The 25,657-nt window shown below is 42.7% G+C and carries 20 protein-coding genes and 1 tRNA gene; 17 read left to right on the top strand and 4 right to left on the bottom strand.

Translation table 11 applies throughout. From position 1 onward, the window contains the following. Positions 1-12 precede the first annotated feature (12 nt). From K7B07_RS17575 to K7B07_RS17625, 11 genes are all read left to right on the top strand, one after another. The gene (locus K7B07_RS17575; RefSeq protein ID WP_223711834.1) at positions 13-1,845 is read left to right on the top strand and encodes a glucosidase family protein; all 1,833 of its coding nucleotides are present in this window, start codon (positions 13-15) and stop codon (positions 1,843-1,845) included. 51 nt (positions 1,846-1,896) lie between these two features. Continuing rightward, a complete protein-coding gene (locus tag K7B07_RS17580; protein WP_223711835.1) occupies positions 1,897-2,898 on the top strand; it encodes a right-handed parallel beta-helix repeat-containing protein in 1,002 nt (333 codons plus the stop codon). Between the two features lie 129 nt (positions 2,899-3,027). Next, entirely contained in the window at positions 3,028-5,070 is a 2,043-nt protein-coding gene (locus K7B07_RS17585) for a family 20 glycosylhydrolase (protein ID WP_223711836.1), read from the top strand. Between the two features lie 237 nt (positions 5,071-5,307). After that, a complete protein-coding gene (clpB, locus tag K7B07_RS17590; RefSeq protein ID WP_223711837.1) occupies positions 5,308-7,911 on the top strand; it encodes an ATP-dependent chaperone ClpB in 2,604 nt (867 codons plus the stop codon). A 248-nt stretch (positions 7,912-8,159) separates the two neighbouring features. After that, positions 8,160-8,780 carry a DsbA family protein gene (locus K7B07_RS17595; RefSeq protein ID WP_223711838.1) on the top strand — a complete coding sequence of 207 codons (621 nt, stop codon included), beginning with the start codon at positions 8,160-8,162 and terminating at the stop codon, positions 8,778-8,780. A gap of 432 nt (positions 8,781-9,212) precedes the next feature. Continuing rightward, positions 9,213-10,646 (top strand): chromosomal replication initiator protein DnaA, encoded by a 1,434-nt coding sequence (gene dnaA, locus K7B07_RS17600; protein WP_223711839.1) that lies wholly within the window; start codon positions 9,213-9,215, stop codon positions 10,644-10,646. 104 nt (positions 10,647-10,750) lie between these two features. Next, a tRNA-Ser gene (locus K7B07_RS17605) sits at positions 10,751-10,839 on the top strand. A gap of 250 nt (positions 10,840-11,089) precedes the next feature. After that, the gene (locus tag K7B07_RS17610; protein ID WP_223711840.1) at positions 11,090-12,352 is read left to right on the top strand and encodes a site-specific integrase; all 1,263 of its coding nucleotides are present in this window, start codon (positions 11,090-11,092) and stop codon (positions 12,350-12,352) included. A gap of 79 nt (positions 12,353-12,431) precedes the next feature. Continuing rightward, positions 12,432-12,758 (top strand): helix-turn-helix domain-containing protein, encoded by a 327-nt coding sequence (locus tag K7B07_RS17615; protein ID WP_223711841.1) that lies wholly within the window; start codon positions 12,432-12,434, stop codon positions 12,756-12,758. Positions 12,759-12,882: 124 nt separating this feature from the next. Next, the gene (locus K7B07_RS17620) at positions 12,883-14,034 is read left to right on the top strand and encodes a phosphoribosyltransferase (protein WP_223711842.1); all 1,152 of its coding nucleotides are present in this window, start codon (positions 12,883-12,885) and stop codon (positions 14,032-14,034) included. Continuing rightward, positions 14,031-15,275, top strand: coding sequence for a DNA-processing protein DprA (locus K7B07_RS17625; protein WP_223711843.1), 1,245 nt, complete (start codon positions 14,031-14,033; stop codon positions 15,273-15,275). Before K7B07_RS17620 ends, K7B07_RS17625 begins: the two co-directional genes overlap by 4 nt. A gap of 190 nt (positions 15,276-15,465) precedes the next feature. On the opposite strand, the gene K7B07_RS17630 is transcribed toward K7B07_RS17625, so the two are convergent. Beyond that, positions 15,466-16,779: a hypothetical protein gene (locus K7B07_RS17630; RefSeq protein WP_223711844.1), complete on the bottom strand. Its 1,314-nt coding sequence runs from the start codon at positions 16,777-16,779 to the stop codon at positions 15,466-15,468. A 139-nt stretch (positions 16,780-16,918) separates the two neighbouring features. After that, entirely contained in the window at positions 16,919-17,272 is a 354-nt protein-coding gene (locus tag K7B07_RS17635) for a hypothetical protein (RefSeq protein WP_223711845.1), read from the bottom strand. Positions 17,273-17,603: 331 nt separating this feature from the next. Here K7B07_RS17635 and K7B07_RS17640 point away from each other — a divergent pair, with 331 nt between their 5' ends. From K7B07_RS17640 to K7B07_RS17665, 6 genes are all read left to right on the top strand, one after another. Further along, on the top strand, positions 17,604-18,452 hold the full coding sequence (locus tag K7B07_RS17640; protein ID WP_223711846.1) for an RteC domain-containing protein: 849 nt from the start codon (positions 17,604-17,606) through the stop codon (positions 18,450-18,452). Between the two features lie 256 nt (positions 18,453-18,708). Then, entirely contained in the window at positions 18,709-19,062 is a 354-nt protein-coding gene (locus tag K7B07_RS17645; protein ID WP_223711847.1) for a helix-turn-helix domain-containing protein, read from the top strand. A gap of 12 nt (positions 19,063-19,074) precedes the next feature. Next, positions 19,075-19,383, top strand: a complete 309-nt coding sequence (locus K7B07_RS17650) for a helix-turn-helix domain-containing protein (RefSeq protein WP_223711848.1) — start codon at positions 19,075-19,077, stop codon at positions 19,381-19,383. 86 nt (positions 19,384-19,469) lie between these two features. Continuing rightward, a complete protein-coding gene (locus K7B07_RS17655) occupies positions 19,470-20,987 on the top strand; it encodes a DUF3945 domain-containing protein (protein ID WP_223711849.1) in 1,518 nt (505 codons plus the stop codon). A gap of 19 nt (positions 20,988-21,006) precedes the next feature. Beyond that, complete coding sequence (locus tag K7B07_RS17660; protein WP_223711850.1) at positions 21,007-23,088, top strand: type IA DNA topoisomerase; 2,082 nt, start codon at positions 21,007-21,009, stop codon at positions 23,086-23,088. Continuing rightward, complete coding sequence (locus K7B07_RS17665; protein WP_223711851.1) at positions 23,085-23,963, top strand: ORF6N domain-containing protein; 879 nt, start codon at positions 23,085-23,087, stop codon at positions 23,961-23,963. The genes K7B07_RS17660 and K7B07_RS17665 overlap by 4 nt, the downstream gene beginning before the upstream one ends. A 10-nt stretch (positions 23,964-23,973) precedes the next feature. Here the strand turns inward: K7B07_RS17665 and mauJ are convergent, their stop codons facing one another. Both mauJ and K7B07_RS17675 read right to left on the bottom strand, forming a co-directional pair. Continuing rightward, on the bottom strand, positions 23,974-24,741 hold the full coding sequence (mauJ, locus tag K7B07_RS17670; RefSeq protein WP_223711852.1) for a methylamine utilization protein MauJ: 768 nt from the start codon (positions 24,739-24,741) through the stop codon (positions 23,974-23,976). After that, positions 24,728-25,561 (bottom strand): hypothetical protein, encoded by an 834-nt coding sequence (locus K7B07_RS17675; RefSeq protein ID WP_223711853.1) that lies wholly within the window; start codon positions 25,559-25,561, stop codon positions 24,728-24,730. Before K7B07_RS17675 ends, mauJ begins: the two co-directional genes overlap by 14 nt. Positions 25,562-25,657: the final 96 nt, after the last annotated feature.

Genomic DNA, 25,657 nt, shown 5'->3' on the forward strand with positions numbered 1-25,657 from the left:
AACACAACAGCAATGCAAAACAGAAGAAAATTTATCAGAAATATTTCACTGGCAGGGCTGGCATGCGGAATGAGTCATCCTTATAGTGGTGTGCTCAAAAGCAACAGCCCGTTTTTATACCAGTCGCCGTTCCTGAAAATGGGCCTGGACAAGCGTTTTTTGCGGTTTGTACATTTTTCTACGGATAGTTTGGGTAAGTCGCATTTTCCCGTAAGTCCGTTAACGGAAACCGCAACGGAAAATGCCCTGATCTATATCACCCGGCAAACCGGGAAGAGCATTGCTTATTATGTGGGAGCGGGTGCCGTTCCGGCATGGGAGCTTGTTTTTTCCGGTAAGGAAATAAAGATGCGCACGCGATTCGTACCCGGTGAGAGATCAGAACCGCTGCTGTTGCCTTTTTCACAAAAATTAAATCATTGTACTGCACTCGGTCATTTTTCCGGTGAAAAACAGTTGTGGTTCCCCTGTATCCTGCATTTTCCGGGTATGGGCACTTTTCGTGTCCATTGTTCCGATCCTGCCGGCCGTCTGGGATATGACGGGCAGCTTACCGATAAACCGTTTGTCAATATTACCTTTCCTGCGGCGGATGGAAAAAATCCGGACATTACCTATACGCTGGAATCAGTGGCTATCTATCCGGATTATGCCCCTGCAGCCAATAATGAACGGTACGACGGATTTAAAAAGAACTTTATAAATATTTTTCAATTGAGCCCGGGCTTTAAATTGCTGGCCAACAACACCACCAGTGACGCCTGTGCTTTTACAGTATTCCTTTATGCCGAAATGGCCCGGAAGACCCCGCTGCTGGCAGAAGGACTGCACGCGTTTGACCTGGTACGTACTACACTGGACCGGTACCTGGATGGGTTCCTGGGATATGGCATGGTTGGTAAGCCCAACTGGCACAGCAAGTACAATTCGTCGGATAGTTTTCCTTCGCTGATCATGGCGGCCTGCTACTATATACTGGAAACAAAGGATCAGGAATGGGCAAAAAAGAATTATGCAGGTATCTGTAAATGGGCAGATGCGATGATTGCTACCGACCGGAATGGCGACGGCATCATCGAATACGGATATTCCGGCAACGCCGGCTCCTGGGATGGAGATACAAGACCGGCCAACTGGTGGGACACCATTGGGTTCGGACACGATGATGCCTATTCCAATGCACTGGCCTACCGGGCTTGCTCCCTGTTGGTTCAGGTAAGCGATCGCATCGGGGAAACGGCTGGCGCCGGGCGTTACCGGGATTTCGCACAGAAGCTGAAGTCGAACTATTACGCCAATTTTTTTAATACAAAGACGGACGTACTGGCCGGATGGAAAAGCGCGGACGGAAAACTGCACGATTATTATTTCGTATTTGTAAACAGCGTAGCGATTTGTTATGGACTGATCGGGATACAACAGGGGAAAGCCATCATGACGGCACTGCTGAAAAAAATGAATGAGGTAGGATATACCAATTTCCGGCTGGGACTGCCGGGCAATCTTATCCCGGTCCGCCGGGAAGATTATATTCATTTTGACCGGAGATGGGGGTATGGTAAGGACGAAGAAGGCCGGGATGGTTTCCAGATCTATGAAAACGGCGGAGCGACCGGCTGCTATGCCTACTTTACCATCCAGGCACTGAAGCTGCTGGGCATGCAGGCGCAGGCGGATGCTATACTGAATCCGATGCTGGAAAGTTTCAGAAACGGCGATTTTGAAGGAAACTGTCCGGGCAGTACCATGACCAAAGACTGGAAAACCTGGAAGGGCGAATGCTGGGGGTATGAAGGGTTCCTGGTAGACAATTACCTCACGCTGCTGGCCGTGGTAAACGGATAACACCATAGGTTTTGCAGCCGATCCTTTTTATAAACCTTAAAAAAACAAAAAATGAAAAAGACGTATTTTGTTTGTATCAACCTGCTGGGTGCCCTATTGCTTGTTTTATCCTGCAGTAAATCCGGAGACCCCGGTCGGCGGAGCGCCGATTCCCTGCAACAGGCCATTGCTGCAAAAACCTCCGCAAATACGCTGCTGGCTGTTACACGGTATCTGGATGCACAGAACGGACCGGACGAGACCGCTGCTTTTCAAACCCTGATCAATCAGTCCACTTCCGGCGACATCATTGTCATCCGGGCCGGGAATCATTATTTCACGGGAACCGTGCATGTGAATAAAAGCGGGCTGACCATAAGAGGGGAAAACAACGGTACGGATCCTACCAATTACCTGCGCAAAGCGCCGGCAGCACCCGGGCAGGGCGTTTCAGTAATTGATGTGGATGCCGGCATGCTGAACACCGTAATAGACTGGATCTATATCGACGGGGGGAATCTTCCGGAACCCAATATGCGGGTTTTCGGCAACCAGACAAAGATCTACAACAGTCATTTCCGTAACAGTGGCCACTCGGGTCTGCTCATACATAACGCAAACAACCTGTGGATCGAAGGTGTGAAAGCCTACTATAATTACATTGTCGGCATTTCGCAGTGGGCCAGCTCGGATAATACGATCAAGAACTCACAATGCTACGAAAACGGAGGAGAGGGGCTCACGATCGATGGCGGCTCACACAATTGTTTTGTAAACAATGTATGGTTTTATAAAAATAATAAAAACAACAGGGGGGTAGGTGCTATTGGTATCGATCAGGCAAATGGTGCCAATATTTTTAATTGCACCATCGACAGGACCTATGGGCATGCCATACGCTTTCAGAATAATTTAAACCAGCCGGATGATGGCTGTCAGGTGTATAACAATCAGATCACCAATAACAGCGGGTGTGCCATCAGCATCCGGCATCCGGCACTGGTAACGAACTTTGGCCAATGGGGCAATACATTTAGTGCAAATACCGGTGGCACTATGTGCACAGAGCCTTAAACGCCGGAATAACTTCCTTGTTTGTTCATCGGTGCATGATGGTACAGGACAGGCAGAAGCTGCCTTTCGGATAACTTCGGTGTAATACCCAGGTAATTATTACAGCCGCCCGGGCTGAACCCTTTACAAATGAACCGGAAAAAACGATTGGAACCGATCAGGAAAAAAGGCATTGCACTGTTATTGGTTAGTTGCTTTCTTTTTCCATGTGCTGCAGCGCAAACGGAACGAGCTGCGCTGATCCCGCTACCCCGTGAGCTGAGCTGGAAAAATGAAGCGTTTGATATTTCACGGGCCGCAGCTGTTTATATATCGTCCGACAGCCTGGAGCCGTTGCTGGCTCAATTTTTACCCGCCGGACTGAAACAGCTTCCTGTAAAAAAGACGGTTCCGGGCAGGCTTGCAGACCGGTCTGTTTATATAGCGCTGGAGAACGTGCAGGAGCCTGCTTGCCCGGAAGAGGGGTACCGGTTGACCGTATCGGCTGCAAACATATTGCTTAAAGCCAATACACTGCATGGTATCTTTAACGGGTTGCAGACCCTCGTTCAATTGCTGAAAGGAAACAAAATCGCCGGCTGCGATGTCAGCGATTATCCGGCCTTCTCCTGGCGGGGATATATGGTGGATGTGGGACGTAACTTCCAGTCGGTAGACCAGCTAAAACAGCAGATCGACATGATGGCCCGGTATAAGATGAATGTCTTTCACTTTCATCTCACCGAACATGCTGCCTGGCGACTTCAGGTAAAACGCTATCCGCAGCTGACGAGCGCGGCACACATGACGCGGGATAAGGGCCGGTTTTATACTGTGGAAGCCATAAAAGAACTGATCACTTACTGCCGGCAGCGGTTTATAACACTGGTGCCGGAAATAGATATGCCTGGTCATAGTGACGCATTTACCCGGGCCACCGGGTACAATATGCAGACCCCGGAGGGACTGGAGATTGTCAAAAACATATTAAGGGAAGTGGGGACGGAATATGATGTACCTTATATTCATATCGGAGCCGACGAAGTAGCGATCACGAATAAGCAATTTGTTCCCCAGGTAGAAGCACTGCTGGATTCCCTTGGAAAAAAAGTGATCGCATGGAATCCCGGGGAAAGTAAGAACCCGCAGACCATCCAGCATTTATGGAAAGCAGAGGATCAGCATTACAAAACCGATACGGGAGGCCGTTATATCGACTCCCGGTTCCTTTATATCAGCGACATGGACCCGGAGAATGCGGTGGTCACCATTTTTAACCGTAAGTTCTTCGAAAAGGACCGGGGGGATCAACGCCTGCTGGGTGCAGAGTTTTGTTTGTGGAGCGACCGGCGGGTGACGCATCAGGATGATCTGTTGCGGTACAATGCAGTGTACCCCTCTCTGCTTGCTTTTGCGGAACGGAGCTGGAAAGGCGGGGGGTATGACGGATATAACTTCTTTATAGGGGCAGCAGGGTCGGAACGGGCAACAGCGTTTAAAGCGTTTGAGCAGCGCCTCCTGGTGCATAAGCAGAAATATTTTTCGCTCCTGCCTTTTCAGTATGTAAAACAAACGCAGATACGCTGGAAGTTGCTGGGGCCGTTTCCGAACTCCGGCAACCTGGAGCAATCTTTCTGGCCGGAGGAGCGGCCTGATTCGATTCAACAGGTTCGCGGCATCTCCGCCACCGGTGGTACCGTCTGGCTCTGGCATACGCATTTTCCGGTTACTGCTGCCTGGCTGCCGCATCCGCAGGAGTATACGACCTGGTATGCCAGCACCCGCTTCCGCAGCCCGGTTTCCGGAACATTCGATTTCTGGATCGATACAAAGGACCAGTCGAAATCCGGCGCAGATGCGACACCTCCGAAAGGTAGCTGGGATTACAACAAAAGCAGGATCTGGATCAACGGGCAGCTCATAACCCCGCCCGCATTTAAATTTGCCGGGAGGAAAAGCGGATTGCTCGAGGATCCGCTTGTTGATGAAATGTACTATATCCGCCCACCTCATAAAATAACCGTCAGCAAAGGATGGAATACGGTATTGGTAAAGCTCCCGGTGGATGCATTCGATCCATTAAAGGACTGGCAGGTGCCGCCGAAATTGATGTTCACCGTGATCCCGCTGGAGGGAGCGCAGCAGCTGAACCGGAATGCGGTGCCCTGGGTCTTTGACCCCGATGCGGATTGAGCAGTATCTCCTTTATCACAGATTTCCTGCAATAATTGCATAAATCGTTTATTTTGACTGAATTATAGTCAGTTTAATAGCGTAGATCCTGACAAAATTTCCTCTTAAACCGGCTTGGATTTTGATTTGCTATTGTGATACAGGTTGCAGGCACCTGATCCTGGATACAGGAATGCATTCAGCCCCGAAGTTTGGGGGCAAAGCCGGGTAACCTGTAACCACTAACAATTACAAATTATGAACTTAGGAAATTTTACAATTAAAGCAGCGGAGGCGTTTCAACAGGCCCAGCAATTGGCCTTTAATGCTAAAAATCCGAACATAGAGGTGGAGCATATTTTAAAGGCGATCCTGGACCAGGAGGATTCGCCGGTTGACTTCCTCCTCAAGAAAAACAATGTAACCATCAACCTGGTACATACCAAGCTCGATGAGCTATTGGCCAAGTTGCCCACCACTAACGGGGAGCCCGCCCAGCAGATCAGCAGGGATGCCAATAACGTGGTCTTAAGGGCCGGCGCGGCCTTAAAACAATTCAATGATGAATTTATTACCCCCGAGCATTTGTTGCTGGCAATTGTGGAGGGGGGCGATGCGGTTGCCAAACTGCTTAAAGACGCCGGTCTTACCCAAAAGGGACTGATCACGGCGATCAGGGACCTGCGGAAGGGAGATACCGTTTCTTCTCAAACGCAATCGCAGGAGTTCAATGCGTTGAATAAATACGCAAAGAACCTGAATGAACTGGCCCGGCAGGGAAAACTGGATCCGGTGATCGGCCGTGATGAAGAGATCCGCCGGACCCTGCACATCCTGAGTCGCCGGACCAAGAACAATCCCATCCTGGTGGGAGAGCCGGGGGTAGGTAAAACCGCTATTGTGGAAGGACTGGCCCACCGGATTATTAACGGGGATGTGCCGGAGAATCTGAAATCAAAAGTGATCTATGCACTCGATATGGGATTACTTATAGCGGGGGCAAAGTATAAAGGAGAGTTCGAAGAGCGCCTGAAATCGGTGGTAAAAGAGGTGAGCGGCAGCGACGGGGAGATCATTCTGTTTATCGATGAGATCCATACCCTTGTGGGAGCCGGTGGTGGTGAGGGCGCCATGGATGCCGCCAATATCCTGAAACCCGCACTGGCCCGCGGTGAGCTGAGGGCCGTGGGGGCTACCACGCTGAATGAATACCAGAAATTCTTTGAAAAAGATAAGGCTCTGGAACGTCGTTTCCAGAAAGTAGTGGTGGATGAGCCAAGTGTGGAAGACGCAATATCGATCCTGAGAGGGCTGAAAGATAAGTATGAAACGCACCATCATGTCCGTATAAAGGATGAGGCCATCATAGCCGCGGTGGAGCTTTCGCACCGGTATATCACAGACCGGTACCTGCCGGATAAAGCCATCGACCTGGTGGATGAAAGCGCCGCCAAGCTGCGGCTTGAAATGAACTCTATGCCGGAAGAGCTCGACCGGCTGAACCGGCATATCCGGCAGCTGGAGATCGAACGCGAGGCCATTAAGCGGGAAAATGATGATGATAAATTAAAACAGCTGAATACGGATATTGCCAATCTTTCGGTAGAGCGTGATACGCTCAAGGCGAAATGGCAGGAGGAGAAAGAACTGGTGGAAAAGATCCAGGCCGGTAAAGCAAAGATCGAGGATTACAAAGTGGAGGCGGAAAAGGCGGAACGGAACGGGGATTACGGAAAGGTAGCCGAGATCCGCTATGGTAAGATAAAAGAAGAAGAGCAAAATATCCTTCAATTTACCAAAGAGCTCAATGACACGGCAGAGAGCCGTTTATTAAAAGAAGAAGTGGATGCGGAAGATATTGCGGAAAGCGTGGCAAAGGCCACCGGTATCCCGGTAACAAAGATGCTGCAAAGCGATAAGGAGCGGCTGCTGCACCTGGAAGCGCATCTGCACCAGCGTGTGGTAGGACAGGACGAAGCCATTACCGCAGTGGCGGATGCCGTGCGCAGAAGCCGTGCGGGGTTACAGGATCCGCGCAAGCCCATCGGTTCCTTCATTTTCCTGGGAACGACCGGTGTGGGTAAAACAGAGCTGGCAAAGGCCCTGGCGGAATTCCTCTTTGATGATGAGGGTATGATGACGCGTATCGATATGAGTGAGTACCAGGAAAAACATACCGTAAGCCGTCTTGTAGGTGCCCCTCCGGGATATGTGGGCTACGAGGAAGGCGGACAGCTGACCGAAGCCGTGCGCCGGAAGCCTTACAGTGTGGTATTACTGGATGAGATCGAAAAGGCCCATCCCGATGTATGGAACGTACTCCTGCAGGTGTTGGACGACGGCCGTCTGACGGATAATAAAGGGCGGGTGGTTAATTTTAAGAATACGATTATAATAATGACCAGCAATATCGGCAGTCATATTATTCAGAATGCCTTTGAGGATGTGAGTGAAAAGACGATGGATGCGGCAACCGAAAAGGCCCGGACAGAAGTGATGAGTTTGCTGCGGGAGACCATCCGGCCGGAATTCCTCAATCGTGTGGATGAGATCATCATGTTCCATCCCCTGCTGAAGAAAGATATTGTGGATATTGTAAAGATACAGCTGGAAGCATTGAAGAAACTGGTAGCCCAGAACGGTATCCAGCTGGAGTTCAGCGATTATGCCCTGGAGTTTCTGGCAGAGCAGGGGTATGATCCCCAGTTCGGGGCCCGGCCGCTGAAAAGGCTGATCCAAAAGGAGATCGTGAACCAGCTGAGCAAACGGATCCTGCAGGGAGACCTCGACCGGTCGCGGCCTGTTTTGGTGGATGTTTTTGATAATACGGTGGTCTTTAGAAATGATAATAAACCCGCTTAAAAAATAAAGAAAAAACGATCCCCGCACCCAGCGGGGATTTTTTTTGCCGGATGGCACCGATAAGATGTTGTTGGCTGGTACCCAGTGAATTGTGTAAAAAGTAGCTCCGGTGAAAAGAAAAAATTTGTAAGATGAAAAAAAAAATTATCTTCAACCGCTTTTTTGAGATATTTGTTGTATTTATGTATTGATTTTTAAAAGTTTAAAAATCGAACCGCCCATCTAAACCAGATAAATTTTTTAATTGTATGAGTCTGAAGAAAGAAGCTGAGGAAATTATTGAGCCTAAGGACATATTTGTAGGTAAGAAAGACGCGCCCGTAGTTTTAATGGAATTCGGGGAATATGAAAGCGAGGACTGTGCCAAGGCCAATGAGATCGTAAAGCAGATTCTTGAAAATTACGAAGGCAAGGTAAAACTTAATTTTCGTCATTTCCCTCAAACAAGAATTCATCAGCGCAGCTTAAAGGCTGCAGAGTCTGCCATTGCCGCTGCGCAGGAAGGTAAATTCTGGGAAATGCATAATGTGTTGTTTCAAAACCGAAGAAACCTTGGTACTACAAGTTTAAAATTACATTCAAAGGAAGCCGGGGTCAACAATAAAAATTTTCTGGAGGAGCTGGTAAACGGTACTTACGGATGGCAGGTTCAGGATGATCTGAAATATGGTCTTGACCTGGGAGTAAAAGAGGTGCCCACTTTCTTTGTGAATGGAAAAGTGGTGAAGGGAAAAACCACCTATGCCTTGTTAAGCCAGGCCATTGAAGAAGCCCTGAAAGAGGTGAAGAAAAAAACGGCTGATAAGGCCAAGGCAAAACCTAAGGCCGCCGCTAAAGCACCTGCAAAAACAAAGGCAAAATCAAAGTGATTTTTTAATATATTCCGCACCTTCCCGCTGTCGCTGCTCCGGTTTTCCGGACCAGGTCTCCCGGAGGGAATCGAATAGTGAAATAAAACATCAAAAGGCTGAAATCCTTTGCAGTAAAGGGTTTCAGCCTTTTTGGCTAAGAGTGACACCGCTTAATTGTTAAGCAGCAGATTAACGCAAAGCAGCGGCTTGAGGCGGTCTTGTTGTTCATTTATCTTCTGGTTTGTTTGAAAAAAATTCAAGAAATAATCAGAAAAAATTTTTTTTGTGCTGTACGCAAAAAAAACAGCCGATTAAATTTTTTTTATGTTGAATAAATGTGGATATTCGCTGTCCCGCGAAACTTTTTTTATCGTTATGAGAAGATGGTTTTTTGCTGGACTTTTAGGAGAAACATTATCGTAAATGCATCAATAAACTTGGTAACTTCTGATGGAGAAAAATGTCGAAAAAATCTGGTCTAATTGTTTAAAGATTATTAAAGACATTGTTGAATGGCAGCATTATAAAACCTGGTTTGAACCGATAAAGGCAATCTCATTAAAAAATAATGTGTTGGTGATCCAGGTCCCCAGCCAATTCTTTTTTGAGTATCTTGAAGAACATTACGTAAATTTATTGGCAAAGACATTGAAGCGTGAGTTGGGAAAAGAAGCCCGCCTCGAGTACCGCATTATGGTAGACAGTGGTAACAGTAAGAACAAACCGCTGACCATGGATGTTACAGGAACGGGGTACAAGACCTACTCCAATAACGAAATGGATTTTCCGCTCGTGATCAATAATCCTGTTAAGAACCCTTTTGTTATCCCCGGCATCAAAAAGATGCAGATCGACCCGCAGCTGAACATCAATTATACATTTGATGCATATATTGAGGGTGATTGCAACCGTGTGGCCCGCCGTGCCGGCAAAACCGTGGCGGAAAAACCCGGCGCCAATTCCTTTAACCCGCTGGTAGTGTATGGCGGGGTGGGTCTGGGAAAGACACACCTGGTACAAGCTATTGGGAATGAGGTAAAGAAAACACATCCGAATAAAATAGTGCTTTATGTAAGTTCCGAAAAGTTCATCAACCAGTTCATGGATCACAGCCGGAACAATGCCATCAATGATTTTATCCATTTTTACCAGCTCATCGATGTGCTGATCGTGGATGATGTGCAATTCTTCAGCAAGGCGGAGAAATCCCAGGATGCGTTTTTTGCCATCTTCAACCACCTGCACCAGTCGGGCAAGCAGCTGATCCTTACTTCCGACAAGTCGCCCAAAGACCTGGAAGGTGTGCAGGAACGCCTGCTGAGCCGCTTCAGATGGGGGCTGAGTGCCGACCTTCAGATCCCCGATTATGAGACCCGTATCGAGATACTGGAGCGGAAAATGAAGACGGATGGTCTGGAAATGCCCAAAGAGGTGGTTAAATACATCGCCTATAATATCAACAGCAATGTACGGGAGCTGGAAGGAGCGCTGATTTCATTGTTGGCACAGTCCTCCCTTAACCGGCGTGAGATCGATCTGGACCTGGCCAAAAAAGTGCTGCGGAATTTTATCAAATCTTCCAGCAAAGAAATCACCATCGATACGATCCAGAAAATGGTCTGCGATTATTTCAATGTGCCCTACGACAAGCTGCTGCAGAAGACCCGTAAGCGGGAGATCGTTCAGGCCCGTCAGATCACCATGTACCTGGCCAAATCCTTTACCAAGAACAGTCTCAAAACGATAGGGGAACATTTCGGTGGCCGGGATCATACCACGGTGATCCACTCCTGCCAGACGGTCAAGGACCTGATGGATACGGATGCTGTCTTTAGGGAAAACGTACTGGAGCTGCATCAGAAAGTGCAACTGGCTGCCATGTAATATAACTGCATCTTTTTCCTGTGTTTTTTAATGAAATTGCGTATAATTTTTAGTTTATTTAGTTGAGTTTCTCTATTTTTGCAACCCCTGTAAGGGAATCAGCCGGTGAGGTGGATGAGTGGCTGAAATCAGTAGTTTGCTAAACTGCCGTACGGGTTAAACTGTACCGCGGGTTCGAATCCCGCCCTCACCGCAAATAGATTATCAAATCTTATAAAAAGGCTCGGAAATGCAATGTTTCCGGGCCTTTTTCGTTGTCAGCCCTACCAAAATTGCATAAAAAATCTCTGTTTTAAAGTGCGTCATTCGTAGAGTACTCGTAAATCTCAAAAAGTACTCTACGAATTCGGCTAAAACCCGCTCCCAGTAAGGGGTTCAGCGGATGGACATCTTGTTTTGAAAAGAGCTCATTTCGAAATTTGTTAACCCGAAAATGAGCAATTATGTTAGAAAAAAGTATCGGACTGCTTTTCTTTTTGAAAAAGCCCAAAAATTACAAAAAAGGATCTCCCAAAGACCTTTATTTAAAAGTTACTGTAGATGGTATTCCACGGGAACTTTCCTGTAAACGCAAATGGGACCCCCACCGTTGGAGTCCCAAAGCGAATAAAGCAATAGGGGCGAAAGAAGATGCAAAAGAACTAAATAATTATCTGGATACCCTTAGAACGATGGCTTACGAAGCCAAACGGCAGCTTTTGGACAGGGGCAAAATGGTAACGGCTGGTGCTATTCGAAACAAAATTAGTGGTGCGGAAGAACACAGTCGAAAACTGCTGGTTCTTTTTAAAAAGCACAATGATGAAATGAAAAAAATGATTGGTAATGGTGTTGCAAAGGGAACCTGGACCAATTTTAATGCCTCATATAATCACACGGAGGAATTTATTAAATTCAAATACAAGGTGAATGATATCAATATCCTTGCATTGGATATGGATTTTATCAAAGATTTCTATAATTGGTTCCTGGGGGAGAAGCAATTATGTCGTAATTCGGCCTTGAAAAACATTGCTAATATGAAAAAGATCGTTTTGGATGCTAAAGATAGAGGGTGGCTTTTGTCCGATCCATTTGCGAAATTCGATAATAGCCGGGACGAGGTAAATCCTACTTTCCTTACAATGGTGGAATTGGGTAGGATTGCTGAAAAAGAGATCGCCAACGAACGTCTTAGACGCGTAAGAGATGTTTTTGTATTCTGCTGTTTTACAGGGTTAGCCTTTATAGATGTAAAACAATTAAAGCGTAATGAGATCGTTCAGGGTTTTGATGGTGAGTTTTGGATCAGTAAAGATCGGCAAAAGGAAGGGGTTTTGTCTCAGATTCCGCTGTTGCCAATTTGCGTGGATCTGTTGAAGAAATATGAAAATGATCCTGTTTGTCTCGCAAAAGAAATGCTCCTACCTGTTTTAAGTAATCAAAAGTATAACGAATACCTGAAAGAGATTGCGGCAATTTGCAATATTGAAAAGGAATTGACCTCTCACGTTGCACGGCACACATTTGCCACAGCAGTAACTTTGGCAAACGGTGTTCCAATTACCAGCGTAAAGGATATGCTGGGGCATAAAACGCTTAAACAGACTTTGCACTATGCAAGGGTACTGCCAATTCAAATAAGCGAAGATATGAGGATGCTTAGGGCTAGACTTTTAACGATCGGATTTAATGGGCAACAAGTGATATTAAGGCAAGCAAGTTAGTAGATTTTTGTGTCTTTATTCAGTGCTCATTTAGCGTTTCATCTAATTAATGTAATTAACTTTATATAAACTGTGCAATATGCATGAAATAATTGTAAAACGAATGGGGGTGATATGCGGCGAAATTTTAAAGGATGAGCGTCAAAAAAAAGGTATTTCAATTGCCGATCTCTGTCGTTCAACAAAGGTGCCGGAAAAAATTATAGAAGGCATTGAAATGGGAAAATATCTAAATAAGGTCCGGCAATTTGTCAAGATTATTAAGATCTTGAAGTTGTACGAATGTGATATTAGAGATAGAAGCGAAGAGTTATATATTCAAAAATACGGAAGGTCACACTATCGGGATGATGAATTCTTAAATAAAGAACGCTATGCAGATCTGAGCAAATTATTCCCCATATAAATATTGATAGTTTTGAATCGTCAGGAGATAACAGTTGAAGGTAGTAAAACTTTATAGGTACTATTGATATAAAATTTTTGAAATACAACTTACAAGAGTTATTTTAGCCTATCAACTAAAGCTTATGAAATTATTGCTTACTTCGCCGGATGCCTTAATTAATCAGGCCACAGGAAAGTTTTTTGCAGGAATAGAAGATTGTCTTGATCGCTTTATTGAAAATGATGAAAATGTCGTTGTTGTTGTGTCGGTTCACCAAGACAGGTTGGAACTTATACCCAACAAGTTTAATCCATATAACATAAGGGGACAATTAAGAGGCAGCCCTAAATTGATCGAATTATTAACCGAAGAATTGGAGTTGGAGCCTCAAGATATTATCATATTGGGCTGCAAGGACGAGGATGTACATCAAGCAGCAAACTCTAAATTATTACTTTTAAGAGCCTTGTATGCGAAACCAAATAATGCAGATTCTAAGATTTACTCAAAGAGGTATGGAATCGGTATAAAAAATGCGGAAAAGTTAGAATTGTTTTTTACCTTATTTGCGGACTTTTTGGGTAGCTGGTATTATGAATTAGTCGTAAGCCCCAAAATGACAATTTACGCTTTGACTGATGCAGGCACAATAAATAAGAAAATCGACGAAGTCTTAGCTGTAAATAAGTTCAAAAGATGTTTGAAAGAGGGGGATCGAAAAAATAGAGGCGCTTACGTGGTGTACTTTTTGGTCTCAATGTATTTAATTATCAAGGATTTGAATCTTGTGAGTTATTGGTCAATTTACCCGAGTTCTGGGTTGGGAGAAAACGAGGACCTTGATTTTTTTAAAACCAAAGCTTCTCAATTATTTAAAGGTACCGTTAAGGAGCCTATATTAGTTCGCACGAAAGAATCAAGGAAAAGACATTTAAAGTCTAGGGACACTAGAATTAAAGAGGGATGTGATGTTCAGTTCGATACGATTATTTTAAACCCATATTATAGATACAAGTTGAAGGGAAAAGTTATCTGTGTGATAGACGACTTTACTACATACGGAACCTCCGCAGAAACGGCGCGCATTTTATTGGAGCAGGCAGGAGTAAAAAAAATTGTTTTTATTTGTATGGGGAAATTCGGGAGAGAGTATTACAAGTATGATTATGAGCTTACAGGAGATATCTTTGGTAAATATTCATATAAGAAAAAAAACAGAATGGCGCTATCTGGCAGTTTTAAACGGGAAGCAAATGCAGCGTTTATAGAATCTATTAGTCACTTGATTCCATGATTTCAGTTAATGACATATTATTTTATTCTTTTTTAACCGGATACAATGTCGGAGAAATAAATAAAATTATTCGACTCGGGGAAGGTGGGGTAGAGGAATACGTAAAATCGAAAGATGCGTCTGGTATAAAAATATCTGACATTCAAATTTTTAATTGCCGAAAGAACGCAGAAGAGAAGTACCAGGAAATGATGTACTTTGGAATTAAATTTATTCCTTTCAATTCTGAATTATACCCGAAAGAACTTAAGCGCATACCAGCTCCCCCCCCTATGATTTATCTGAAAGGCGAACTGAAAGATGATCATAGTAAGAACATCGCTATTGTAGGCTCTCGTAATGTTTCTAAATATGCAGAGGAAAGTATAAAAGAGTTTATTTCACAGATTTCCGAACGAAAGGTATGTATTGTGTCGGGGCTAGCCTACGGCATAGATTTCTTGGCCCACAAATATTCCTTGAAATATAAGGTTAAAACAATAGCAGTTTTACCTAATGCCCTAAACCATATATATCCCAAAGAACACCTTCCTATGGCCAATCAAATCTTGGATTCTGGGGGAGCGCTTATTGCTGAATTGCCAATTGGAATTAATTTGGGTAAAAGAGGATTTGTTCAACGAAATCGAATTCAATCTGGCTTGTCGGATTTCGTAATTCCTATTGAAATGGGAATCGCCTCTGGAACAATGCATACGATTCAATTTGCATTTAATCAGAAACGGAAGGTTTGTGTTCTTCGGCCTACAGCGGATCAATCGCAACTTCCAGAATATTCAGGGATTCAAACTTTAATTGAGACAAACAGGCAAAAGATTGAAATTGCTGAGAATTTACATGAGCTAAGTCAGTTGATTTTTGAAAGAAGTCATGATACACCCGAGATTGTGAAACCTTCAAAACCTAATGATCACCAACTCAAAATTTATAATGAATCCTCTTCTGATAAAGAAAGTGTAATCATTAAGTTTACGTCTGAAATTAGTGATCTCTCAACTACGCTTGTATCATCTCTTAAAAAACAAATCAGTGATCCAGCATATAATAAGACAAATTCCAAGCTGGATTTTCAACAATTTGAAGTGGACTTGCAAGTCGAGTTTCAGCGCTATCTCTTTGCGTTTTTGGAGAATTTTCCAGCAATTGCTAATCGGGAATTGGAGAAAATATTAAAAAATCAAAAAGCAAAAACTGTCGGCGTTGTGAAAAAAATATTTAACAAATCGGAATTTAGTAAATAAGTCTTTTAACTTTAGATGAATTAAGTTAATTTAATATCATTGTATGTAATATGTGATATGTGTGAAAGGTGGTCAATTTTTGAGCTTCTCCATTGAGAAAAAGTGTCCAATTGTAAGGGGCGGCTCATGAATTTTTACATTTTATATATAGTGATTTTTGATCAATTTTGCCAATTGATAAGTCGTCTAACTAATTTCTACCCTTTTGCTTTGTTAACTTTTTTGAGGTAAGCGACCTGCTTTCAATTTCTTGGAGACCTTTAAAATCTATTGAGAGATTCAATAATATTTTGTTTTTAAAAAACTGACCTTCATCAAGTAAATTGTACATGTTTGATTTTAGCAGAGCGTGGTCCTTAAGATATTTGCCTTCTATTTGAACCTGTAGGGTATCGGCCATCATTTCTTCTGTCTCAAAAGATACATATGATTCATATTGAAAGTGGAATAGGGGTTCGGCAACCAAACAGTACTTTATGAGCTCGATAATTCTATAAATTACTTCGCCTTTGTTGTTCATGTCAACTCGCTTTGATGGAACTTCAATAAGTACTATTTTATCCTTTTTTCTGAAAGAAAGTTTTTTTGCTTTTAATTCTCGATCTACGCAGCCTTTGGTAAATTGCTCTGCAAAATAATCATGTTTCGCGCTTTCGGAAAGAGAAGCGTTACTCCAAATTTTTAAATATTGTTTGTTTGCGTCTTCTCTCCAGGCTTGGCAAAGTTCTGTCGTGGCAAATTCGCTTATGAAAGATTCCCCAATTTCTCTATTCTCCAGAATAAATTCTTTTGCATCTAATCCAAAGATATTAATACTGGCGTTTACAGCGGTAATAAAATCAATCATCGATCTGAGATTTGATAATAATTCCTCATTAGTAAGTTGCAGAACGGCGGTGACTTCTGGATTGGATGACCTTTTTATTTTTTTAAAAGTTACACCTTGGGTATCATATGAAATAGAGTGTGTGCCAGTATGTGAAACTGCATTTCTGATCAACGAATGATAGCCTGCAAACATTTTAGTTCCCTGCAATCTCGACTTAGCATATTCAAACTTTTGAAATTCGGTTGTAGATAAGTTTGTCTCAACGAAATTATTGAAGGTAGCTTCCTTCAATTTCAAGCAAGCGACAATTATTGAAAGATAAGGATCGTAAAGGTCGGACACTATGTTTCGGTACAAGTTGACTATTTGGATTTGCCGAGTTCGGTTTACTGGCGCGCGATCACGTATTATTTCATCTATTTGATTGAAAATGTATTCCTGATGATCATATGTAAGCCGTAAGGCCTTTTGATTTTTAAAAAATATTTCAGTGAGAAAAGAATGCTTGTTAGCCTCAAATGTGCTGTGAAATAAATTAAGGATTTCGATTATTAGCAACTCGCCTGTATGTTTTGATGAAAAATTTTCATTGGATTCCTTTTCTATGATATCTAAACTTTCTGTCAAATGTTTAAAAGAGGAATGATTTAATCTTAAATACTTTTTGTAACTCATTATTTATGGGCTTTATTGATTGGTAATTAAAATATTCTTAAGTTCCGGATCTTTCCATAATAATTCGAATTGTACAAGGTTTAAGAAATAGATAAAGAATATATTTTTTATGTAAATCGTTTTTTCATTCTTAGTTGATTTACCTAGTAAATGAGTCTACGAATGTCACAGGAAGGCCGAATGCCACTAGAAGTTTTGAAGCGGTGTTACCAGAAATAAATGGAATTTGCATTTCTTCACCAACAAATAAAGGGTAATCCTGAAATAGACTCAGTTCATTGCGGCTATCTAATTCAATACAATAAATAAGTCCGTTGATGATGAAGTGAGCAAAATGACTTTTGCCAGTCATCCGCATGTCTGGCTCAGAAATAAAGTTAATTAAGCTGCCATTTAGCTGTTTTAGTCCAATGACTGAAATGCGAAACAGACCAGCTGTTTTGGGGTCTTTGGTTAGAAGTATAGAACGCAAAATAGGCTCTAAGTCTCCCAAATTTATTTTTTATAAAAAATAACGGGAATGCTAAAAATAGCTTACAATGAGTAGTTTACGAGACGGTCTATCGTTGTCGGTAACGATTTAGTAATGGTGCTTATTGCATTCATCTTCACTCAATTTCCTTGTAAATCAATAGCAAATATAAAAAATTTATAGGTTGGTTTGACCATTTTTTCAATCTTTTTATATTGGCTTCCTATTTCATTTAACAGCCCCTATTTAAAAAAATCTTTCCAAAGGTGGGATTGTATCGTGATTGAACTTCATAGTTAAGGCTAATCTTTGTATGCAGATAGATATTGCCTGATTAAAAAAGACCGTAACTATGAGACATCCATTACAAAGCATCGTTGCTGAAATTCAAAAGCAGGAAAGAAAATTATCGTCCGAAGCGTCCAGCTTTATTGATGAGGCGTATAAAATGACGATTTATCTTCAGGAACTATTACACACAGTTAAAGAAGATATAGCGAAAGAGGGGTTTTCCAATGAAGCGGAGGAAATACACTTTTTCAAGCTGGTAAAGCCTAATATTCTCGGCAAGCTCATTTACTATAACAAAGTGTATCGTATTGAAACGGCTTGCCCGGCAGAAAACGGACACCTGCACCAGAGCTACTTCGCTTTACAGCTACGGGAACTAAAACAGGAGTATCAGGAGCATATTTGCAATTCCGAATTTTATAGATATTTCCGTTCCGGTAGAACCGACAAGGACAAACAGTATTACATGCTTGGTAATATCAATTATTATGATGGGTTGAGTAGCTACGTTTTTGAGATTGACCCAAACTTCTCCACTTACTACGATTATAAGGTGGCAAAAATCATCGCCAATGAACTTACCTATAATTACCTCACTACAAAATTAAGTCCCGAACAAAATCCCGATGTTTTACTGCAAAATGAAGAAACGAAAGATATTTTTTGGACACAAACAAAAAATGCCCTTATTGAATTGATTTATGCACTTCATGCCGTGGATGCCATTTCACACGGAAAATTGGGCATCCGCAAAATTAGCATGGTCTTTCAAATCCTGTTCCGTATTTCACTCAAAGACATTCATAACAGCTTCCATCGTATGAAAACCCGTGCTGGCTCACGGACTTTGTTTTTAGACCAGCTTAAATATAGTTTAGAAGAATACATGGATAAAGAAGATAGTTACTAATCTTCTTTCAAATAAGTGTTAAAGGACAGCATCATTTGGTGCTGTCCTTTTTTTGCCCGTTTGCCTATATGTGTGTATAGACAAATCCATTGTTATGAACACCGATTATGAACTTAAAAAATGAAAAAACGCTATAAGACAGCACTTTAAACGAATTGCAAAAAAAATGAAAAAAGTGCCTTTTTGATAGACACCTATCGGACGACAACCCCCGCCAAACACTTCAATTTTGTACAGGACATTAAGATACTGTGCAATGAATATAATAACCATTGAAGAAGAAGTATGGAAGCAGCTTAACGAGCGCATTAAATCCATTAACGAGTACATCCTCAAATTGGATAATACCAGCTACGATAGTCTTTGGCTCAATAACCACGAAGTCTGTCAATACCTCCACATCAGCGAAAAAACGCTTTGGCGTATGCGCTCCAAAGGGGAAATAGCCTATTCCAAAATGTACGGACAATATTACTACACCATAGGAGCCATTAAGGACATGCTCAATGCCCATGCCGTACAGACCAGTGAGGAATATATGCAGGAACTCATGGCTAAGGGCAAAAGCTATATCGAAAAAGGAAGAACCATAAAATCGGGAAATAAATAAAAACGTATTGCTATGAATATAGATAGAATGGAATTTTTTGCGTGGATGGAGCGGATAATGGAGCGTTTCGATGTTCTGAAACAACACATCTTGGACATACAGAGGCAACGCAATACCATAGACGGCGAAGAACTATTGGATAATCAAGACCTCTTGCAAATGCTGAAAATCAGCCACCGCTCATTACAGCGTTACCGTTCGTCCGGTAAGCTACCGTATTACACCATTAGCGGCAAGCTGTACTACAAATTATCAGATGTACACCAATTCATAAGGGATAGTTTCAACGTTCCCCTGCAACGCACAAAGGACAATCAGTGACAAACAATGCCACGTAAGGACAGGTACGGCTATGCCGTATCCACTTCAACTATTTTCGGACGGTAACAATTTAAAATATCAATATTATGAGCGAGCAAACAACAGAAACAGCGCAGCAAGAGCCGCAACAAAACACACAGCAAAACCAGCCGCAAGCCCCTGAACAGCTTTCGGATGTTTTGCTGGTCATGGATAAAGAAAAGAAAACTATCCAAGCGGTTACGGGCATTGACGAAAACGGCAACCTGAAAACCACAGATGCCAATAAGAAGAACCAAAACGAGTTTATGCGGGTGGATAAAAGTGGGGATATATTCTCCAACTTCTTTTCCAACTTTTGGAGGCAACTCAAAGACCCCACCCGCTTTACATTCTTCAAAGTTCCTGCAAAGGATGCCGTTGAAACAGCCGAAAAAATGCAACAACAGGTTAACGCCCCCACCAAAGAGGGCGAAGCTGTTATGGCTAAACATGAGGTCAAAGAGCCAAAGGAACAACAACAAGAAAATAAAAAAGATATGGAAACAGCACAAGAAACACAGGCAAAGCCTGAAACAGCACAGGCAACGCCCCAAGCAAACGACTATCGTTTTAAAGAAAATGATATTGATTGGAAAACGATGGAACAAATAGGCATAACCAAAGAGCGGCTTGTAAAAGACGGTACGATGGAAATGCTGTTAAAGGGCTATAAGACCAATAAGGTTTATCCGGTAGCTATCAATTTTGGTACTGCCGTAATCCGTTCGGAAGCAAGGTTAGGATTGCAAGCCGGAGAAGATGGAAAGCCCGTATTTGTAATGTATGGTGTCCGGCACGAACCCAACCTACATACACCTTTCTTCGGTCACGAGTTTACCAAAGAGGACAGGGATAACCTGCTCAAAACGGGAAATATGGGGCGTGTCGTGGATTTGACCTATCCCAAGACTGGCGAAGTAGTTCCGTCTATTATCAGTATTGACAAGCTGACAAATGAGGTTATAGCCTTACGACAGGATTGGATAAAAGTACCGGACGAAATTAACAAAGTGAAGCTCACTGACCAGCAAAAAATTGATTTATACGAGGGTAAGCAAATTTATTTAGAGAATATGGTTTCGCAGAAAGGGAAAACATTCAGCAGTGATGTTCAATACAATGCCGACAAACGTTACCCGGAATACCTTTTTGACAGAGGCGAAAACTACAAACAATCCCAAAACCACCAACAATCACAAGGTCAATCGCAGGAAAATCCAAGATTATTCAGGGGTAAGGAATTTAACGATGAGCAATATAAAAAGCTCACCGAGGGCAAGACGATTTATGTGGCGGATTTTAAGGACGGGAAAGGACAGCCTTATAAGGGGTACGTCACTTTGAATGCCGACACAGGCAATTATAATTTCAGTTTCAGGAACCCCGACAAACTGAAAGACAAAATTGTTCCGACAGAAACCCATAAAACGCAGGTTGCCGTCAATTCCGAGGGAAAAACCAATGAGGCAACCAAGAATATAAACGAGCCTTTAAAGCCCCAACAAAACGCCCCTATCAACAAACAGCAGCAGGAAAGGCAGCAGCCACCGAAAGAAAATAAATCAAGAGGCGTAAGAAGATAATCACTAAAAAGGAAAAGACATGAAAGCAATTATTGCAGAAAAACCAAGCGTAGCCCGTGAGATAGCCGCCTTGTTGGGAGCCACCGATAAAAAGGATGGCTATATAAAAGGCAACGGCTATCAGGTTACGTGGGCATTCGGGCATTTGGTAGGATTGGCTATGCCGGAAGATTATGGGTTATCGGGTTTCCAAAGGGAAGCCCTGCCCATATTGCCCAACCCTTTTTTACTGACGGTACGGAAAGTAAGAAAGGAAAAGTCTTATGTTCCCGATAGCGGAGCGGTAAAACAGTTGAAAACCATTGAGCAGGTTATCGGTCGCTGCGATAGCATTATCGTTGCTACCGATGCCGGACGTGAGGGTGAACTCATTTTCAGGTACATTTATGAATACCTGAAATGCAGCAAGCCCTTCCAACGCTTATGGATAAGTTCACTGACCGAAAAAGCCATAAAACAGGGGTTTGATAACCTGAAACCCGGAAGTGATTTTGACGGTCTGTATCGAGCCGGACAAGGACGGAGCCAAGCCGATTGGCTTGTCGGCATCAATGCTTCGCAGGCATTGAGCATTGCAGGGCGTGGCGTGTACTCGCTCGGACGTGTACAAACGCCCACGCTTGCCCTTATCTGCAAACGGTATTTGGAAAACAAAAACTTTACCGTCAAAAAATATTGGCAGGTGCAGTTAGAACACCGCAAAGAATTTGTGGATTTCAAAAGCCTTTCCAAAACCAAATGGGAAGATAAAAAGCTGGCAGACGATACGCTCAAATCCATTGAACGTGCCGGAACCGCTACCGTTACGGCAGTAGAAACCAAGACGGTTACAGAACAACCGCCATTACTTTTTGACCTGACAGGCTTGCAAAAGGAAGCGAACAAAAGGCTATTTCTAACAGCCGAAGAAACGCTGAACATTGCCCAAAGCCTGTACGAAAAGAAATTGATTACCTATCCACGCACCGGGAGCAAATATATCCCCGAAGATATTTGGGCAGAAATCCCCGCTTTGGTAAGGTCGTTGGAAGCAAGGGCATCTTGTAAAGAGGCGGTTGGGAAACTGAAATGGGGTCGTTTCAATAAACGTATCGTTAACGATGTAAAGGTAACAGACCATCACGGTCTGCTCATTACTGAAACCATCCCCTCCGCATTGCCCTCAAATGAAGAAGCTATATACGATATGATTGCCCTGCGCTTGCTGGAAGCCCTCTCACAAGCCTGTACCAAAGAAATAACGGACGTTACCTTACAGGCTTTGCATTATGATTTTGTCCTGAAAGGGACTAAAATTCTCGATGCGGGCTGGCGTGGTATCAAAAAACACTTTAATGAGGATGACAGTGAGCCAGTACAGGAATTGCCGCAATTAAAAACAGGCGATGAATTGAAAATAAAGAGTGCCGGGGTGCTGGAGAAGAAGACCAAGCCGCCCGTACTTTACACGGAAGCGGACTTGTTGTCTGCAATGGAAAATGCCGGAAAGGAAATAGCGAACGAAGATGAGCGTAAAGCCTTGCAAGGTATCGGCATCGGTACACCAGCCACAAGAGCCGCCATTATTGAAACCCTTTTTAAAAGGGATTATATCAAGCGTGAAAAAAAATCCCTCGTTCCCACTGAAAAGGGATTGCAGGTATATGAAGCCGTAAAGGACAAAAGGATTGCCGATGTTGCCATGACTGCCGAATGGGAAGTGGCTTTGCAAAAGATTGAGAACAACGAAGCGGATGCAATGGGCTTTCATCAATCTATGGAAGCCTATACCTCGTCCGTTACGCAGGAACTTTTGAGCATTAGCATTGCTGGCGAAAATCAGCCCGAATTGACCTGCCCCAAATGCAAGGCACAAAAGCTGCTCATTCGGGACAAGATTGTCAAATGTCCCGATGAGGCTTGCAGCTGGCTTCAATTCCGCAATGTGTGCCGGGTACAGTTGAGCCTTGCCGAAATAGAGAACCTCGTAAATAAAGGCAAAACCAGCCTAATCAAAGGCATGAAAAGCAAAGCAGGTAAAAAATTCGATGCCTATATCGTATTGAAAGAAAACTGCGAAAGCTCTTTTGAATTTGACAACAACACCCGCAAAAAGAAATGAACAGCGCAATCATAAGTCAAAAGGATATAGAAAACCTTATCTATACGGTACGGGGCAAACAGGTCATGGTTGACAAAGACCTGGCTGCGCTCTATCAGGTGGAAACCAAAATACTGAACAAAGCCGTAAAAAGGAATATCGAGCGTTTTCCCGAAACATTCTGCTTCCAATTGAATGATGAGGAAAGCGAAACTTTGAGGTTCCAAACTGGAACCTCAAACGCCGGACGTGGTGGACGGCGTTATTTAGCCTACGTGTTTACGGAACAAGGGGTCGCCATGCTGTCCGCAGTATTGCGCAGCGATACAGCCGTAAAGGTGAGCATTGAGATAATGAATGCCTTTGTGGAAATGCGAAAACTGTTACTGGATAATGCAGCATTGTTCTACCGCATGGATAAAATCGAACTCAAACAGATTGAAGCAGACAGCAAGTTTGAGGAAATATTTAAAGCATTGGATAGCGGGAAGCTGCACAGCGAAAAGGGCGTATTTTATGACGGGCAAATATTCGATGCCTATGCCTTTGTTTCGGATATTATACGGAGCGCCAAAAGGTCAATTATCCTAATTGACAACTATGTGGACGATACGGTGCTTACGCTACTCGGAAAGCGTGGGCAAACCGTATCTGCCACTATTTACACCAAAAGCATCAGCAATCAGTTACAACTCGATGTGCAACGCTACAACAGCCAATACCCGGCTATAACCGTTCACGCTTTTACCCATGCCCATGACCGTTTCCTCATTATTGACGGTACGGAACTGTACCACATCGGGGCATCATTAAAGGATTTGGGCAAGAAATGGTTTGCCTTTTCGAGAATGGATATTGAAGTAAGCAAAATGCTTCAAGTGCTTAGTCAGACTTAGGATAATTTAATTAGTGGATTTCCAAAGCTACATTATTGCCTAATCTTTCTGCCCATTGTCGTAAGAACTTGTAAGCCACGTTTTGCACAATGGGTAGCTGGCTAATTACGGCTTCCACATATTGTATATCCACTGTAACACCACCGTGCGCAATTTTATTCCGTATGTCGTTATTGTCATTTACCCATCTATCGTTCCCATTAATATATTCCCAATCGGCGCATTCACCCCAAAGGGTTATAAAGCAATCCCATATTTTATTTATTATCCCTTGTCGTGTTCGTGCGTTATCGTTACAATAACCATCGGATACTACGCTAATGGCATTCCAAAAAGCTAAAAATTTATCAAAAGGGTCTTCAGTATATAAACCCTTTCTATACCAGCTAAATGCTCTTAATAACTTATTCTCATTGAGGTTTAAATCACGGGCAACCCTAAAGCAATAGATAAATTCTTCACGATTTATTACAGCCCGGACATTATTTCCATTTTCAAGTTGTCTATATTGATTTAGACTTACATTAAGCGGAGAGTTGGTTCTAATTGCTAAAATGTCCAGCATTTTACCAATAAAAAGCAAAGCTACTTTGTAGGCTCGGTCTTGGTCTGCCGTAAATACAGTAGTAGAGATTATAAAACCCTGCTTATGTGGTTTAATTGAAATATCGCTGCGAAAAATATTTCCCAAATCAAGTTCTTTTTCGGTACTGAATTGGATTGCTCTTTTAACCGTTACACTACCATATACCAAAAGCTCTACGTCAAATATTCTCATTATTTTTCTTATTTAGATGTTCTTCCTGCAAAATAATTGTGTCCATGAATGGTACTATTTTACTAAAAGGCTTAACAAAAATTGATTTTGTTCCCTCATTCACGGAACATAAAACTCCTAAACATTTTCCGTCCTGATTTAATACTGGAGAACCGCTTAATCCTGCCCAATCCTCATAATCAGAAATCTCCTTATCAGTATTCAACAATAAATAGTCGCCATAGGAATTTATGTATTTTAACTCGTTCTTAAACGTTGTATCTCTGTGGAGAAATAATCCTTTAAAGTGAGGTCTAATCTTGCCAAAAATATAATAGGTATCTATTTCACTTGGCTCAATCATATGTTCTTCGAGAAACTCAAATTTTGGTTGATTTTTTGAAACAAGCGGTTTGCCCTCTTGGTCTGGTATCTCCTCGTCAGTAACAAATGGAGCTACAAACTTCGTACTATCGACCATGCTAATAGCAACATCCAATAACTGCATATTCAGGTCTTCTTTTGAAATATCAAAACTGCTCATATAGTAAAATCCTCCAACTGGCGTGATAACTGTGGAGAAATTATCTCTATTGCTAATATTATTGAATATGCCTACATAATTATCAACTCCTGTTCTCTCGTTTATTCTATGGTCTTCAATATGAATATTGTGGTCGGCGGTCAAAAAAAACAGCTTCTCTTTATAATTTATAAAGAACCCAGCACCAAATGCCAAAGGGTTACTTTGAAATGAGGGTTCTTTAGATATAACTATCTGATAGGTTGTTTTAACCAATATTTCCGTTAGCGGAAATTCTCTTTCTACTAATTCTTTCATTTAGCAAATTTAGAAATATATTCTTTGGGGATTGTTCATAAATCTGCCAAATCCTGCCACCCAAAGCCAACTCCTACCGCTTTGGGTATGGCAGCC

It is taken from the genome of Niabella beijingensis (genome assembly GCF_020034665.1).
Classification (GTDB): Bacteria; Bacteroidota; Bacteroidia; order Chitinophagales; family Chitinophagaceae; genus Niabella; species Niabella beijingensis.

Bases quoted from the DNA above. Each gene is read 5' to 3' on its own strand.
- K7B07_RS17650 (WP_223711848.1), top strand. From the start codon at position 19,075: ATGAATATAGATAGAATGGAATTTTTTGCGTGGATGGAGCGGATAATG.
- dnaA (WP_223711839.1), top strand. From the start codon at position 9,213: ATGGAGAAAAATGTCGAAAAAATCTGGTCTAATTGTTTAAAGATTATT.
- K7B07_RS17615 (WP_223711841.1), top strand. From the start codon at position 12,432: ATGCATGAAATAATTGTAAAACGAATGGGGGTGATATGCGGCGAAATT.
- K7B07_RS17640 (WP_223711846.1), top strand. From the start codon at position 17,604: ATGAGACATCCATTACAAAGCATCGTTGCTGAAATTCAAAAGCAGGAA.
- K7B07_RS17585 (WP_223711836.1), top strand. From the start codon at position 3,028: ATGAACCGGAAAAAACGATTGGAACCGATCAGGAAAAAAGGCATTGCA.
- K7B07_RS17630 (WP_223711844.1), bottom strand. From the start codon at position 16,779: ATGAGTTACAAAAAGTATTTAAGATTAAATCATTCCTCTTTTAAACAT.
- K7B07_RS17575 (WP_223711834.1), top strand. From the start codon at position 13: ATGCAAAACAGAAGAAAATTTATCAGAAATATTTCACTGGCAGGGCTG.
- K7B07_RS17675 (WP_223711853.1), bottom strand. From the start codon at position 25,561: ATGAAAGAATTAGTAGAAAGAGAATTTCCGCTAACGGAAATATTGGTT.
- K7B07_RS17620 (WP_223711842.1), top strand. From the start codon at position 12,883: ATGAAATTATTGCTTACTTCGCCGGATGCCTTAATTAATCAGGCCACA.
- K7B07_RS17595 (WP_223711838.1), top strand. From the start codon at position 8,160: ATGAGTCTGAAGAAAGAAGCTGAGGAAATTATTGAGCCTAAGGACATA.
- K7B07_RS17580 (WP_223711835.1), top strand. From the start codon at position 1,897: ATGAAAAAGACGTATTTTGTTTGTATCAACCTGCTGGGTGCCCTATTG.
- K7B07_RS17665 (WP_223711851.1), top strand. From the start codon at position 23,085: ATGAACAGCGCAATCATAAGTCAAAAGGATATAGAAAACCTTATCTAT.
- K7B07_RS17610 (WP_223711840.1), top strand. From the start codon at position 11,090: ATGTTAGAAAAAAGTATCGGACTGCTTTTCTTTTTGAAAAAGCCCAAA.
- K7B07_RS17645 (WP_223711847.1), top strand. From the start codon at position 18,709: ATGAATATAATAACCATTGAAGAAGAAGTATGGAAGCAGCTTAACGAG.
- clpB (WP_223711837.1), top strand. From the start codon at position 5,308: ATGAACTTAGGAAATTTTACAATTAAAGCAGCGGAGGCGTTTCAACAG.
- mauJ (WP_223711852.1), bottom strand. From the start codon at position 24,741: ATGAGAATATTTGACGTAGAGCTTTTGGTATATGGTAGTGTAACGGTT.
- K7B07_RS17625 (WP_223711843.1), top strand. From the start codon at position 14,031: ATGATTTCAGTTAATGACATATTATTTTATTCTTTTTTAACCGGATAC.
- K7B07_RS17655 (WP_223711849.1), top strand. From the start codon at position 19,470: ATGAGCGAGCAAACAACAGAAACAGCGCAGCAAGAGCCGCAACAAAAC.
- K7B07_RS17660 (WP_223711850.1), top strand. From the start codon at position 21,007: ATGAAAGCAATTATTGCAGAAAAACCAAGCGTAGCCCGTGAGATAGCC.